Annotated in this window: 20 protein-coding genes; 18 read left to right on the top strand and 2 right to left on the bottom strand. The window is 31.8% G+C overall.

What is annotated here, in order from left to right; genetic code table 11:
* The first annotated feature begins 1 nt into the window (after nt 1).
* The 14 genes from AC4BB7_RS17730 (at nt 2) to AC4BB7_RS17795 (ending at nt 8,544) form a co-directional block, all read left to right on the top strand.
* A complete protein-coding gene (locus tag AC4BB7_RS17730) occupies nt 2-304 on the top strand; it encodes a DUF4176 domain-containing protein (RefSeq protein WP_490483938.1) in 303 nt (100 codons plus the stop codon).
* A gap of 22 nt (nt 305-326) precedes the next feature.
* Nucleotides 327-719: a hypothetical protein gene (locus AC4BB7_RS17735; protein WP_490483939.1), complete on the top strand. Its 393-nt coding sequence runs from the start codon at nt 327-329 to the stop codon at nt 717-719.
* A 25-nt stretch (nt 720-744) separates the two neighbouring features.
* Nucleotides 745-1,029 (top strand): hypothetical protein, encoded by a 285-nt coding sequence (locus tag AC4BB7_RS17740; RefSeq protein WP_490483940.1) that lies wholly within the window; start codon nt 745-747, stop codon nt 1,027-1,029.
* Nucleotides 1,030-1,045: 16 nt separating this feature from the next.
* The gene (locus AC4BB7_RS17745) at nt 1,046-1,378 is read left to right on the top strand and encodes a hypothetical protein (protein WP_490483941.1); all 333 of its coding nucleotides are present in this window, start codon (nt 1,046-1,048) and stop codon (nt 1,376-1,378) included.
* Between the two features lie 12 nt (nt 1,379-1,390).
* Complete coding sequence (locus tag AC4BB7_RS17750) at nt 1,391-2,593, top strand: hypothetical protein (protein WP_490483942.1); 1,203 nt, start codon at nt 1,391-1,393, stop codon at nt 2,591-2,593.
* Nucleotides 2,594-2,616: 23 nt separating this feature from the next.
* Complete coding sequence (locus AC4BB7_RS17755; RefSeq protein WP_069647101.1) at nt 2,617-3,366, top strand: hypothetical protein; 750 nt, start codon at nt 2,617-2,619, stop codon at nt 3,364-3,366.
* A 464-nt stretch (nt 3,367-3,830) separates the two neighbouring features.
* Complete coding sequence (locus AC4BB7_RS17760) at nt 3,831-4,121, top strand: hypothetical protein (RefSeq protein ID WP_490483943.1); 291 nt, start codon at nt 3,831-3,833, stop codon at nt 4,119-4,121.
* 475 nt (nt 4,122-4,596) lie between these two features.
* A complete protein-coding gene (locus AC4BB7_RS17765; RefSeq protein ID WP_490483944.1) occupies nt 4,597-4,956 on the top strand; it encodes a hypothetical protein in 360 nt (119 codons plus the stop codon).
* 21 nt (nt 4,957-4,977) lie between these two features.
* Nucleotides 4,978-5,523 carry a hypothetical protein gene (locus AC4BB7_RS17770; protein ID WP_490483945.1) on the top strand — a complete coding sequence of 182 codons (546 nt, stop codon included), beginning with the start codon at nt 4,978-4,980 and terminating at the stop codon, nt 5,521-5,523.
* Between the two features lie 449 nt (nt 5,524-5,972).
* Nucleotides 5,973-6,470 carry a hypothetical protein gene (locus tag AC4BB7_RS17775; protein WP_490483946.1) on the top strand — a complete coding sequence of 166 codons (498 nt, stop codon included), beginning with the start codon at nt 5,973-5,975 and terminating at the stop codon, nt 6,468-6,470.
* The gene (locus tag AC4BB7_RS17780; protein WP_490483947.1) at nt 6,458-7,087 is read left to right on the top strand and encodes a hypothetical protein; all 630 of its coding nucleotides are present in this window, start codon (nt 6,458-6,460) and stop codon (nt 7,085-7,087) included. The genes AC4BB7_RS17775 and AC4BB7_RS17780 overlap by 13 nt, the downstream gene beginning before the upstream one ends.
* Entirely contained in the window at nt 7,077-7,550 is a 474-nt protein-coding gene (locus tag AC4BB7_RS17785) for a hypothetical protein (protein ID WP_490483948.1), read from the top strand. The genes AC4BB7_RS17780 and AC4BB7_RS17785 overlap by 11 nt, the downstream gene beginning before the upstream one ends.
* A complete protein-coding gene (locus AC4BB7_RS17790) occupies nt 7,540-7,959 on the top strand; it encodes a hypothetical protein (RefSeq protein WP_490483949.1) in 420 nt (139 codons plus the stop codon). The genes AC4BB7_RS17785 and AC4BB7_RS17790 overlap by 11 nt, the downstream gene beginning before the upstream one ends.
* Before the next feature lie 45 nt (nt 7,960-8,004).
* Entirely contained in the window at nt 8,005-8,544 is a 540-nt protein-coding gene (locus AC4BB7_RS17795; protein ID WP_490483950.1) for a hypothetical protein, read from the top strand.
* 47 nt (nt 8,545-8,591) lie between these two features.
* On the opposite strand, the gene AC4BB7_RS17800 is transcribed toward AC4BB7_RS17795, so the two are convergent.
* Nucleotides 8,592-8,801, bottom strand: a complete 210-nt coding sequence (locus AC4BB7_RS17800) for a helix-turn-helix domain-containing protein (RefSeq protein WP_490483951.1) — start codon at nt 8,799-8,801, stop codon at nt 8,592-8,594.
* A 61-nt stretch (nt 8,802-8,862) separates the two neighbouring features.
* Here AC4BB7_RS17800 and AC4BB7_RS17805 point away from each other — a divergent pair, with 61 nt between their 5' ends.
* The 4 genes from AC4BB7_RS17805 (at nt 8,863) to AC4BB7_RS17820 (ending at nt 12,014) form a co-directional block, all read left to right on the top strand.
* Nucleotides 8,863-9,108, top strand: a complete 246-nt coding sequence (locus AC4BB7_RS17805) for a hypothetical protein (protein WP_490483952.1) — start codon at nt 8,863-8,865, stop codon at nt 9,106-9,108.
* A 153-nt stretch (nt 9,109-9,261) separates the two neighbouring features.
* Nucleotides 9,262-9,876: a hypothetical protein gene (locus tag AC4BB7_RS17810; protein WP_490483953.1), complete on the top strand. Its 615-nt coding sequence runs from the start codon at nt 9,262-9,264 to the stop codon at nt 9,874-9,876.
* A gap of 58 nt (nt 9,877-9,934) precedes the next feature.
* Nucleotides 9,935-10,357, top strand: a complete 423-nt coding sequence (locus AC4BB7_RS17815; protein ID WP_490483954.1) for a hypothetical protein — start codon at nt 9,935-9,937, stop codon at nt 10,355-10,357.
* 28 nt (nt 10,358-10,385) lie between these two features.
* A complete protein-coding gene (locus AC4BB7_RS17820) occupies nt 10,386-12,014 on the top strand; it encodes a TPM domain-containing protein (protein WP_490483955.1) in 1,629 nt (542 codons plus the stop codon).
* A gap of 52 nt (nt 12,015-12,066) precedes the next feature.
* Here AC4BB7_RS17820 and AC4BB7_RS17825 read toward each other — a convergent pair whose 3' ends face one another.
* A complete protein-coding gene (locus tag AC4BB7_RS17825) occupies nt 12,067-13,116 on the bottom strand; it encodes a bifunctional transcriptional activator/DNA repair enzyme AdaA (RefSeq protein WP_490483956.1) in 1,050 nt (349 codons plus the stop codon).
* Nucleotides 13,117-13,118: the final 2 nt, after the last annotated feature.

The raw sequence follows: 13,118 nt of genomic DNA on the forward strand, positions 1-13,118 counted from the left end.
CATGGAAAAAAAATTATATCCATTAGGAACAATTGTTTATTTAAAAGAAGGAACTCAAAAAATTATGGTTGTAGGGCGTGGTGTGGTTTACCAAGATGAAGAAACAAAATCAGAGGTCTTTGTAGATTATATGGGCTGTTCATATCCTGAGGGAATCGATCCAAACCAAACTATATTTTTCAATGAAGAAAATATTGATCAAGTTGTTCATGAAGGCTTCTCCGATGAAGAAGAACAGCGATTTGTAAAAGTCTATGAAGAATGGGAAAGTGACATAACTATTCCTAAGAAAAAAATTGATTAGCTAAAAAGAAAGGTGAACAGTAATGAATTATAAAGAACGTATTTCTGCTCTAGAATCTTTTAAAGCAAGTATTTCTGGTGGAGCAATTGAAGATTCAGCAGCTTCATTTACTACAGAAATTTCTGGCTGGGTTGGTGGGGAAACTGCTAAAAATGGCTACGATGGCTATGTAAATAAAGTTAAAGCTGACACTGCAAAAATTACAGGAAAGCGTGATTCCTTCACCAGTAAAATTGACGAAAGAATCAGCTTTATCCAAGCTAAATTTAACGAAGAATATAACTTAAACAGCTGGTACTTCAAAATGAAACATGAATCCGACCCAATAAAAGATAAACAGAAGAAAAGACATCAATTAAATATATTATCTATTGATGACAGTGTAAAGGCTAAGATCAGACAAAATTTTCTATAGAAATTTGGATGAGGAGGAATAAAAATTGACTGTAATAAAGATACAACAAGATAGTTTGAAAGTCGCAGCTGAAAAAGCTCACAAAAAATCTACAGAATATAAAGAAAAAGTAATTCGTGCAGAGTTATCCTTTACTGAAATGGGTGGTGTCTTGTTAGGAAGCGGATACGATGAATTGTTAACACAAGTATCGAAAAAAATTGATGCGCAAAAAAAATTAGTTGTCGAATGTGAAATTCTATCTGAAAAAATACATCATTACAATAACACTATGACAGATTCTGAGTCATCTGTTTCGTTTCCTAGTTAAAGAAAGGTGAAGATAAATGGCAGATAAAATACAATATGATCCAACCAAACATGCTGAATTAAAAAATATAATGATTGAGATACAAACAAACTTTGATGAGTTAACAGCAGCATATAAAAATGTTAAAAGTGTTGTGAGTTCCGATTTTAAAGGGGAAGCTTCGACAGCTTTGCAGTCCGCTTTAGAACAAAAAATTACTCAATTAACAAAAGAAAAAGAGGATTGGTCTATTGTAATTGACAATGCTGGACAAGTAGGAAAAGCTTTTGTCGAAAGCGATAGAAATGCTAAGAGAGTAATGCAAGGTCAAGAACCTTATAGTCAAGGTAAAGGTGGAAAAATCTATTAAGAGGGGGTATTATTGAGTATGGGAGCAGGAATTTATACCATTCCAATGAGTGAATACTATAACAAGTCAAAAAGTCTGAAAAGTAAAGTAACAGAAGTGGCAGAAGACGTGCAATCGAACTTTTTGCAAAAAGTAGCAAATAGCATCAGTGAATTAGATGGTCAGGATCAAAGCTTTTTAGAAGGTTGTAGCGCATATACTTCTGCAAAAAAACTTTATACCAAGCTAACAGAAACACATATGAAAAACTTAAATAATATGTCTAGTTTTAATGGTCAGAATCCGTTATATGCGATTGAAAATAATGACAAAGAGTTTGCTTCACAGTTTAATGCGATAGCTAATGGGACGAATAGCGCAGAAGTTACTAACCGATTGAATAGTTTAAATCAAACTATTACAAATAAGTATTCAGCAATACAATTTGATAAATTTTATGATTCTATTTCAGAAATGGCAAAAGGGGTATTAGATTCAAATGAATATAGTCGATTAATGGCTATTTTAAAATTGAATCCCCAAAAAGCAATGGAAAGCCTAGCTAATTCACCAGATTTTCTAAAACTGCTAGAAAAAAGCCCCAAATTTAGAAACGCTTTTGCTGCTTTTTTAGCAAACGCAGCAATGTTTATTGAAACTAACCCAACCAGTGAAATGACAATAAAAGCCTTCACAACAGCTGGCGGATTTCTTCGAAAAGTAGATGGTTGGATATCCCCAGCATTAAAAAGAGATTTATTAAGCTATGCTTCTAAACTGAAAGAACCACTTAGTAAACTTGGTAAAGTATTACCTGGACCTTGGGCTATGATGGGAATAGAAGTAGGGCTAAAAGGGGCACGAAACTTCTTTAGTGACAAAAGTGAAACAAAAGGAAAGATCGGACAATCTATTACAGATGCCGGTGTAGATGCCATATTTAATGTTGGACCTATTGATGGCTTTTTATTAGGGGCGACAACAGGAAATGTGGGAGTTGCTGTAATTGGAGGTATTGCAGGTGGAGTAAATCAAATAACCAAATTTTTCTGGCCAGAGGAGCATGCCAATATAAAAAATTCTGTAAAAAAAGGAGCTCGAGTAGTAGGGAAAGTCATAGATGAAGGCATTGGTGCTGTTGGAAACGGCATAAAATCCGCTTGGAGTGGCATAAAAAATTGGTTTAATGTTCCTAAGGTTAATTCTGCCCAAGTTGCTAATAGTTGGTTTTCATAAAAAATAAATTTGGAGCTATAAGGATGAAAAAAATAATAACAGAAGACTATATTAATAATTATAATACTCAAAAATCAAAATATTTTTTTACAACATTTTTAAGCCTATCTTTTATAGGTATTGGATTACCTCTTATTGTCATAGCAGCAATGAGGGATGCTTATCCTCATCTAAATGCTATTAGTTGGATAACAAATATTCAAGTGCTCTTAATAGGAATAGAAGTTTCGTTTTTACTTTTAATCGCTATTTCATATTTTTTAAAAGAAAGAAAAAAGATTATTTCCCTATTAGTATTTGAAACTACACAATGGATATTTATTCTAGTGATTTCGTCAATAGTATATTTTCTTATAGTTTTATTTCTAGATAATAATTTTTCAAAAACTATGTTGTCAATTCTTTATATATTCGGGTTATTAAAAGTTCTTTTTGATATGAAGAAGAAAACTTCTAGACAATCACAAAGTGAAGGACTAATGAATGCTACAGAAAAATTTGGTGGAATTGCATTTCTTTTAATAATTGTAATCAGATGGATTTCAAGCTTCTTATTCCCAAATAATGAAAATTTCTCACTCATAGCTATTTTATCACCACTATTCATAGTTGCTGCACTAGTTTTCTATACAGAATATCAATTAGAGCGAATAGTACATTTAAAAAAAATTATTCGTGATCAAGAAAAATTTAGAAATGAAAGTAATTTATCTATCAGTAATTGGTATGGTAAAAAATCTAAAGAGTCTAAAGAAATTGAAAGCAACAACTAAGCTTCTTTGTTAGTAGGGTGTGGAAAAAATGGATATAGAGTCCATTAAAAAGAATTACTTAAAAAATATGATAAAGAAGATTCTAAATTTTTACTAACTTCAATGATTGGATTGTTAATAATTTGTACATTGCTCCCTTTCATCGCAACACTTTTCATAAAAGATGTATATCCTCAAATTAATTGGATGGATTAGTTGCAATTTTTGATAATAATTATTGCAGCCCTATTTTGCTCGGGAGTCATTACAGCAATAGCTTTAAAAAAATCAAAAAAAGTTTTATCCCTTTTAATTTTTGAAATTAGTCAATCACTTATTTTAAACATTTTCATTTTCTATTTATCTTGGCACTTAAAGATATATGGATTCAGATGATTTCAATTTTAATTTTTATATTTGGTGTCGGAAAAGTATACAAAGATATTAAAAATAAAAAGGATCGACAAAAATAAGCTTCGGGGATAATGTCAGTAACGGAAAAATATGGAAGTATTCTATTTTTAATTGTCATCATTACAAGATGGATTATTGGCTTTCTTAGTGGTCAGGATAAAAAAGTATCTATCATAGGAACATTGTTTCCACTGCTTATGGTTATTCTAGAAGTATTTTTAGTAGAATATTCTTTTGGAAGAGTTTCAACTTTAGTCAAAATATTTAAAAACCAAGAATATTACCGAAAAGAAATGGGTATGTCCACTAAAGAATGGTATGGTATAAATTCTAAAGAATACAAAGAAGAATTACAAAACTAAATGGAATGGTTTGTAGAGTTAGCATTATCATTATTTGTAAGCTAACTTAAAATAAAAAAGATTTCTCATAAGGTTATTGAGGAATCTTCTTTTATTTTAAACCTTTCTTTGTCTATTGCTATGAGCTAAAAGAAAACAAAAATCTCTTTATTTATGAACACATAAGGGTTTAAAACATTTCACAATTTATTTTAATTTCTAAATATTTTTTTGCAAGCGGTTGTTAAATCAGCTTTTTGCTTTAGCAAGATCAACTTATATAGTTCTTTATTACTCATATCATTTATATCTAATTTCGAAAGAAGAAGCCTCCTCTCCTTCTCTAAATTTACTTTATCAAATCCACTCTTTTTATTGTCTTCCAAGATATTTCTATGTAGTTAATTAAATGAGGCTTATTTCCTCAAAACATCTAAAACCATATTTTCAGAAGCCTGACTAAGCTCAATATTTTCACTAAAAAGAGTCTCTACTGTTGTACCTAATGAAGATGCAATCGCGTAAAGAGTCGTACTTAGAGGAATTGTTTCTCCTTTTTCAATCTTTAAAAGGTTCTGTATTCCCTGTTGTTGGAACAGGATTAGGAGCAGCAATCGGCTTAGGTATTGGCGGAGCAAACCAAATGATTCAATTCTTCTGGCCAAATATGTACTCTGATTTAAAGAAAACTGTAAATGGTGGAATCGATAAATTGGCTGATGGTGCACAGAAAATTACTGATAAAACGGGTAAATGGCTAAATGATACTGGAAAATCTATAGGCAAGAATGTTAACGACATGAAAAATAATATATCTAACGCATGGAATGGTGCGTGTAAATCATTTGCTTGGTAGCAGAGGGATGGGGTTATTGTATTGAACAAAGAAATTCAATTTGAACAAATAGAGAATATTGTTCCAGAAAAAATGGCTGAAGAATGTTATACCAAAAGCGAGAGCTTATCTTTCGGAAAAAGATTGATTGCTTCAATTTTTTTTGCAGGCTCCTTACAAGGAATCTATTGGTTTGGATATTTTTTAGTTGCCGATTCAAAATTTTTAGATAAAAATAATGAATATCAATTTGTAACATCTATATGGTGGATTGTCTTATTATTTTGTTTATATTTTTCTTTTAACATGCTCGTTTTAGGTGGTATGTATAGAAAAAGAAAAAACATACAATTAGCTTACAAATCTAATGTCTGGCTTGTAGAACTTGCTGTAGTATTTTATTTGTTTATATTAATTGATTTACAGCTTCTCACAGAGAATCGATATTTAAGACTAGTTAATTTAATAGTGGTTTCAGTATGCTTTTTATATAGCATTTTTAAATCGATAAAAAAGTCAAAAAATATTACAAAAAAAATCAAGACTTGGATAGATTTACTAAATTTACAACTGAAAATCAAAAATTAATACTAGGGATTCTCTTTATCACTTCAATGATTTTTAATATTTTTTCAAACAATACTCCTAATCAAAATTTAGAAGGAAAGATATTGGTTTCTCTTATTCCTGCTTTGCCGATTCTCTTTGGTTTTTTTAGCATCTATGCCTTTCCGTGGTTATTTACATCCGTTACACGGCTATACTTTTTAAATAAGTTTTCGGAGAACTTTAGAAGAAAATTCAATGTAAACAAAAAATTATGGTACGGTTCTAAGTCTAAAGAATATAAAGAGGAACAAACTCAAGAATAGTATCTATCATTTTAGATGCTATCTAATCTAAAAAATCAGACGATCTTGTAGAATCATCTTCCCTAGATATTTAGAAAAATAAAAGTTGCTTTAACAGAAGCAGAGGAAAAATCAAAAACTAACGATCAAAAACTGAAAGAAAATATATCCACTCGCTCCGACGAAGTGAAACAGCTTAAGAATATAATAAGCCAATATAAAAGCCAAATCCAAAGTGCTTCTTCTCTTACTTCACCAGGTCTTAATTCTAGCTTAAAAGCAATAGGTAAGGCTGGGAACATTGATAAAATTCCTGGTGTCAATGAAGGACGTCACAAACGATTAGAACACGAAGTCAAAATGAACAAATTATTATCCTCAGAACAAATAGAAGAAAAAATCAGAGAATTATATCGCAATTTATCAGATGAACAAATTAAAGTTTTGCGTGAATACTACACCTTTAAAAATATGAAATCATGGCCTCTAATAAACCGACCACCGTCTACAATGGGAAGAGATGCTGTGTTATTATATGAAAATGGACAGTATAGAATTAAATATGTGAACAATGCTACTTTAGAGTTCTTTAATGTCAACGGTTCTATGAAAGGTGCCCTGTTGAAGCCAGGGATGAACTCGAATGTTGATTTGAAGGGAAGAATGGTGTCATGCATTTTTTAAAAAAAAGAATAGATTATATACTTATATTAATTATCACGTGTGTATTTTTTGTTGGCTGTAAAAATACTACTAATACCGTTATTTCAAATAGTACAAGCGAAGAAATAATTACTGAGGAGCAAGAAGATTATCTAAACAACGGCTATCAAATAGGAGATTACAGACTCCTATTAACAAAAAATCAGAAAAAAAATGAGAAACAACCTTTCATTGATAACAATTTTTTTGAAGCAAATTTCCTAAAAATACAAGACAATATAGATTTATCTAAAAAAATAAATATTATATTATACGGATTGCATTATTCTCCTGAAGAAGAACGCTACACCTTAGGAACATTTCTAATAAATACGACTAATACGACTATCAAAAAATTAAGTTTTACCCTTACTCCTTCATTCAAAAATATTGGAGATGTAGAACCTATAAAATCTAATTTTGAAGGTGATGATTTGGTTGAACTACCACCTAAAAGTCTTTTTACATTAGCTATCTCTGGAGATGCTCCTTTAAAATCAGCAGATTTATTAATGGAAAATAAAGGTCCAGATATCACTTTTAAAATAACGGATTTAGAAATAAATGGAGAGAAGGTGGACAACACCAATGGACATTAAGTGGGCAAACTACCTACAAGAAGCACCTGAATATGAAGCAATGATCATTGACAAAAATTACATTGCAGCTTGGAAAGAATTTCTAGAACAGAATAAAGACAAATTTCCTAACAATGAGTTAGTCATCATTACTGGAAATATGACTATTAAAAATGAAAACATGGTATTAGAGTATGCTCTACTTAATCAAACTGAGAAACCAGTCAAAGAAATTGAATTTGGTGTTACATTATCTTTATTTGGAAAAGAATACTTCACAGGTGCTTTAAGAACCAACAAAAATTGCTATGAAGAACTTCTTCCAGATGATGTGCGGCTAGATTTAATTGACTTTGGAAACGATCGATATGATAATCAAGAATTAACAAACGATAACTATCAATTAGTCGTTCACTATTGTAATGAAATAAACTATGATACAGATGAATTATCTGAAAAGGAGCTACAAGATAGTGCAAAGTAAACATCCTGGAGATAAACTAGATACTATTGCTAATATTCTTCTTTTCATCCAAGTAATAATGACAATATTCAATGTTATTTTTGGATTTTGGGCAGGGAGTCAATACTATTTATACGGACTACTCTTAAGTGGAATGCTTATTCGTGCAGTTATTCAGACTATCATAATGTTTTGGTTAGTAAATAAAGAAAAAAAACTCCCAAAAAACTCAACTGCATGGTGGATATTTATTTGCTGTTTAGCTTCTGGTTTCACTAATATTTTTTCTAGTTATAGTTCGTTTACTTGGGGAAATTTAGAATTGATAGTCATTGTATGTGGTATTGTTTTGTTATTTCGTCACTACTCTTATATAAAAGCTGTTCGGATAGAATACGAAGAAAAGAAGAAGAAAGAACAGGAAGAATAGATCTAAGTAAATCATAAAATATTGAATAGAAAAAAGGAGAAAATATTGAAAAACAAGAAAACATTTATTGTTATTTTAATTAGCGTGGTCCTTGTTGCTATTATTGGAGGATGGCTATTTGTATCTTCCAATAATAAAACATATGCATCTTTTCCAGACATTTTCGAAAAAATGGATATTTCCACAAAAAATGAAAAAGCCAATATTGAATCATTGAAAGGATTTGCTGAAAAAAAGGAGTATACTTTCCAAGAAGGTAAAGATAAGAATGTTTCTAAAATTTCTATTATTTCAAAGGATTATATTCAAAATTTAATATACTCTCCAGAAGAAAATGAATTATCGTTTATCAAAATGAACAGCAATGATTTAACGATACCTGACGAAAAGAAGATTAAAAAAATAAAAGAAGAAGATTCATTTGATAAGGTTATGAATGAACTTGGTGAACCAGACAAAATGAGAAAAAATGGAGATGGACTAATTGTATTACGATGGAATGATACATCAGAAAAAGGATATCTATCTTTATCTATAGAATTAGAAGATAATAAGGTGACTAAAATAACAAAAGTAGAAATATAGAATAATAAATTGTGCAAATATCAGAAATGCGATATTTGCACAATTTTTTACTTCAAACGAATTATTTCAGATATATCACTAATATCCAACGCATCCACTATCCTCTCAATATGGGGTAAATAAATCTTTTCTCTTTTATTATTCACCAATTTATTAACAATTGAAGGCTCAATATCAGATAAACGAGCAAGTTCTCTTAATGATATACCTCTAGCTTTAACCAACTGCTTCAAACGTATTTCCACTTTTCTTTCCATAGCATTTCCTCCATTCTTTTGTTGCTCATAAGAGCATCTTTTGGAAAAAGGAGAAAAAATTATGGAAATTAAAAAGCTAGAGACAAAACTACATGACATGTTGGAACAACTAAATTCATGGCAAGCTGCACTAAAGTTGTTGAACGACTTTTTCAGTGATAAAAAACGCCCCATAAACAAGAAGAAAATCGCTAGTGACTATTACGCTTGCTCCCAAATATTCTCAGCTTTTCAATCTGATTTTTCACAGACTATTCCCAAAATGGAAAATCAAATTGAAGAACTACGCCGAAAAGAAAAAATTTAATTACTTCTTACCTTTCAGAGTCAGAAATTACTTTTTCAAGTAATCTTTGACTTTTTCTCTTGAATGAAAATATTGGTTCACTCTTTATGTTAAAATTAAATAAAACTTCTTTCTTAAGTATTTTGATTCTAAATTTAACTACGGAGGTAAATAATGAAAAGAATAATTCTCTTGTTAAGCGGTTTGATAATCTTAACTGCTTGCCAAGATAATAAAAGTAGCACTGATGCGACATGGGATAGCGTAGTAAAGAAATATCAAAAACCGGTGAAGAACACTGCGGAAGCAGAACGGAAAACTGTTCACTTAAAAGAATATAACTTCTTTGTTCCCACAATATATGACAATGAGTTCGTTGAGGATTCAAAAAAGATTGAAAAAAATTTGTTTAGCAATAACGATATTGAAGTGTACGATTTACCAGTCTCACCAATTTTATTTGGAGGTAAATATGATAAAAACAGCAAAATGTTGATTCTATCAATGTATCTAGTAAATAATACAGAACAAGAAATTAAAGATGTCTCTTTTACTTATGGTGTTGATCTAACTGTATTAAAAGGAAAAATTAAAGGTGAATTTGACTATCGATATAGTAGAGTTAACCATGAAATAATCCCTCCCAAATCAATTGTTCCCATTTTTCTAGGAATCCCAGATGTTGATTTAGGTACCAAAAAAGATCTTTATAGCACAGAGGATTTAAAGACCATGGATGCTAAAGATATTATCGTATACTATAACGATCGTATTGAAGAATCTAATTAAGCAATAAGTATAAATCACTTTATCAATTTTTCTGATAAAACAAATCAAGGAGCAAAACATGTCAATACATCCAATCAAAGGGTATCATTTAGAAAAAGCAATCAGATACACTACTTTTTTTCAAATTGCTACCACATTATATATTTTAGTAACAACAATCATTGCGGGGCAAAGCCCTATTATATATTATAGTGACTCTATGGATACGAATTTATATCTAATATTAATTATCATGCAATGCTCCATTAGCCTTTTACTATTGAATTCTCAAGGAAAAAGTCCAAAACATTGGAAAGCATGGTTACTATTGCTATTCACTCTTTTCGTATATTCAATTGAAATTAAAAGTCACAGCTATTCAATAGAGCTAGATACAATAGGAGTTTTATTCGTTATTTCTTGTATCTGTGTCATTATTACAACACACAACTATTTAAGCCAAATAAAAAAAGATATTTGTACTAAAAAAAATAACCAATAACTACAACAACACAATCAAAAGGAGCAAAATGAACTCAAATCACACACATAAAACACACACACAATTTACCAAAGTAAACTTTTTAAAAACAATCCTACTCCTCACTACAATCTTTCTATTCACACTATTCTCTCCACAAACCAGCTCAGCCGAAAGTCTCTTCGTCGATGATCAAGCTGGTCTATTAAGCGAAGAAACAAAACAAGCGATCATTCAAGCAAACGAATCAGACTTCAAACAACTACCTGGCAGTCCACAATTCGTTCTAAAAACTATCAAAAAATTACCTAAAAACGAAACGATCGAAACCTACGCAAATGAAACCTTCCAAACATTAGGTATCGGTGATAAAGATCGAAACAATGGTTTTCTTTTCATCATTGCAGTGTCTGATCGGAAATATCGTTTAGAAGTTGGATATGGTGTAGAAGACGTGATCACAGATAGTATGAAGCGTGACATCGTCCCTACAAACGTGGAACAATTGTTTCGTGAAGAAAAGTATGATCAAGGTTTGAATATCATTAGCCACAATATCATAACGATTGTAAATGAGCGTTATGGCAATTACGAGGCAGCAAAAAAGGAAGTTCAAGATTTAGAACAAGCAAGTACCGCTTATGAGGATTCTCAATACCACTATATAGAACCGAAAAAGAATTTTTGGGACTATATTTGGAGCATGTTTGCTTTTATCATGGATCATTTTATTCTTTTCTTACTAGTTGCTGTAGGTCTATTTATCGGTTTTCTTTTCTTTAGGAGTTTCTTAGAAGAACGGCTTTTAAAAATGCCTTTGTTTAATTCAATCCAAGAATTAAATGTACGTTGGTTAGGCAAAGTAGCTGTGAGAGAAAGATCGATTATGATTTATGGTAGAGAAGCACCCATCTGGATATTGATTCTAGCTAATTTTGGGAATTATACATTTTTACATCGTTACTTAGCTAAAATTTTATTTACAAGCGATGTCATTGATTATGTGACACAACTTGGGAAATATCGTATGCATCACCTTACCCCAGCCAACAAGCTAACTTATTGCACCATGTGTTTAGAAGTCAGCGAGCGCTACTATGAAGAATATGCTCAAAGTTTAGACGACTTCCTATCAAAACCACAGAAAATCACTCAGGCTAAAAAACAACTACAACCAAGACTGAAAAAATCAGATAGTGACTACTTAGAAATTTTACAAAAAATTGTTCAAGCCAGAGTTGCTTTCATGCAAACGAGAAAGATTGTGCAAGTTTATGTAAAAGAACATGTATCAAAATCATTTTACACAAAACAAAAAGAAAAATTACTAGTTTTACTTGTTTCCTATCATCTGTTAAAAGGTCAAGATACCAGTAAGGAAGATTTTTTAACAGAAGCAGGTAATTTTGAAAATGAATTGCCTAAAGCTTTTAAAAAGGGTGAGAAGGATTTTAAAAAAATCGAGTCTGACTATTATCAAAAAGCGATCACGGATCTTGATAAATGCTTATTTCTTGGTGCCATACCTGGCATGAATTTATCAAGTTATCAAACGTTACAATATTTTAGTACCTCAAGTTATCGAAGTAGTGATTCTGGCGGATCTTCTGGGGGCGGCGGAAGTAGCTCTGGCGGAGGTGGTTCATCAGGCGGTGGCGGCTTTTCTGGAGGCTGGTAAATAGAAAAGAGAGAGCCAATTCTTAAAATATGGCTCTCTCTTTTTATTCTACTCACAAATCATACTCACGTTCATGCTTCAACAACCACTTCTTCCGCTCCACGCCACCACCATAGCCACCCAGACTACCATCTGTCTGGATCACCCGATGACACGGAATAATGATCGCTAATTGGTTCGCACCATTCGCATTCCCAACAGCACGCATTCCATTAGGATTTCCGATAGCTTGCGCCAACTCTTTATAAGAAGACGTTTCACCACGCTTGATTTCCGTCAAAGCCTGCCATACACTTTTTTGAAAATCAGAACCCAAACATAGATATGGTGTCTGAAATTCATCTAGTTTCTTCTCAAAATATAACTCTAATTCTTCTTTGATCTGTTCATTGATCTTGTTTTTTCCAGGAACGATCGACGCATTCATTCGATTCCGCAGCCGTTCGATTTCTCTTTCTAAGCCGCGACGGTCGACAAATTCCAACAAATATAAGTACTCATCATCCGAAATACTCATCATCGGACCTAAAATCGTATCGATCCAATCGGCAGATAAAATTTTGATCTCTTTTGATTGTTTCGGATTTCTGCCCATGATTTTTGAGAAAGCATCATAGAATCCACTGGGTGAATCATAGCCTACATCCAGCTGCGTATCGATCCGTTTCTCACCATTTTTGATTGATTTCAACGCCATCCCCATCCTTCTTGAACGTGCATATTGAACAAAGGTCATGCCGTAGACTTTTTTGAATTGTCTTCTGGCAGTCATCGAATGAATGCCCAACTCAGCGAAGTCTTGGTCTTTCCAACGCTTTTCTGGATTTTCTTCTACTAACTCCACCATTTTTTGAACGAGCGGTGGAATTTCTCTTGGAAAAGATAACGGTTTGCATCGTTTACATGGTCTGTAGCCAGATAACAAAGCTTCTTCTGCTGTTTCATAAAAAGTACAGTTTTCATATTTGGGTTTCCTTGCTGGACACGTTGCATGACAGAAAACACCCGTTGATCTAATACCGACAAAGAAAATGCCGTCATAGGTAGAATCTTTTGCAAGCAGTGCTTTGTAATACTGTTTTTTTTCTTTTTCTCCGATCATTG

The organism is Enterococcus sp. AAFC-DPL-5182 (assembly GCF_058216605.1).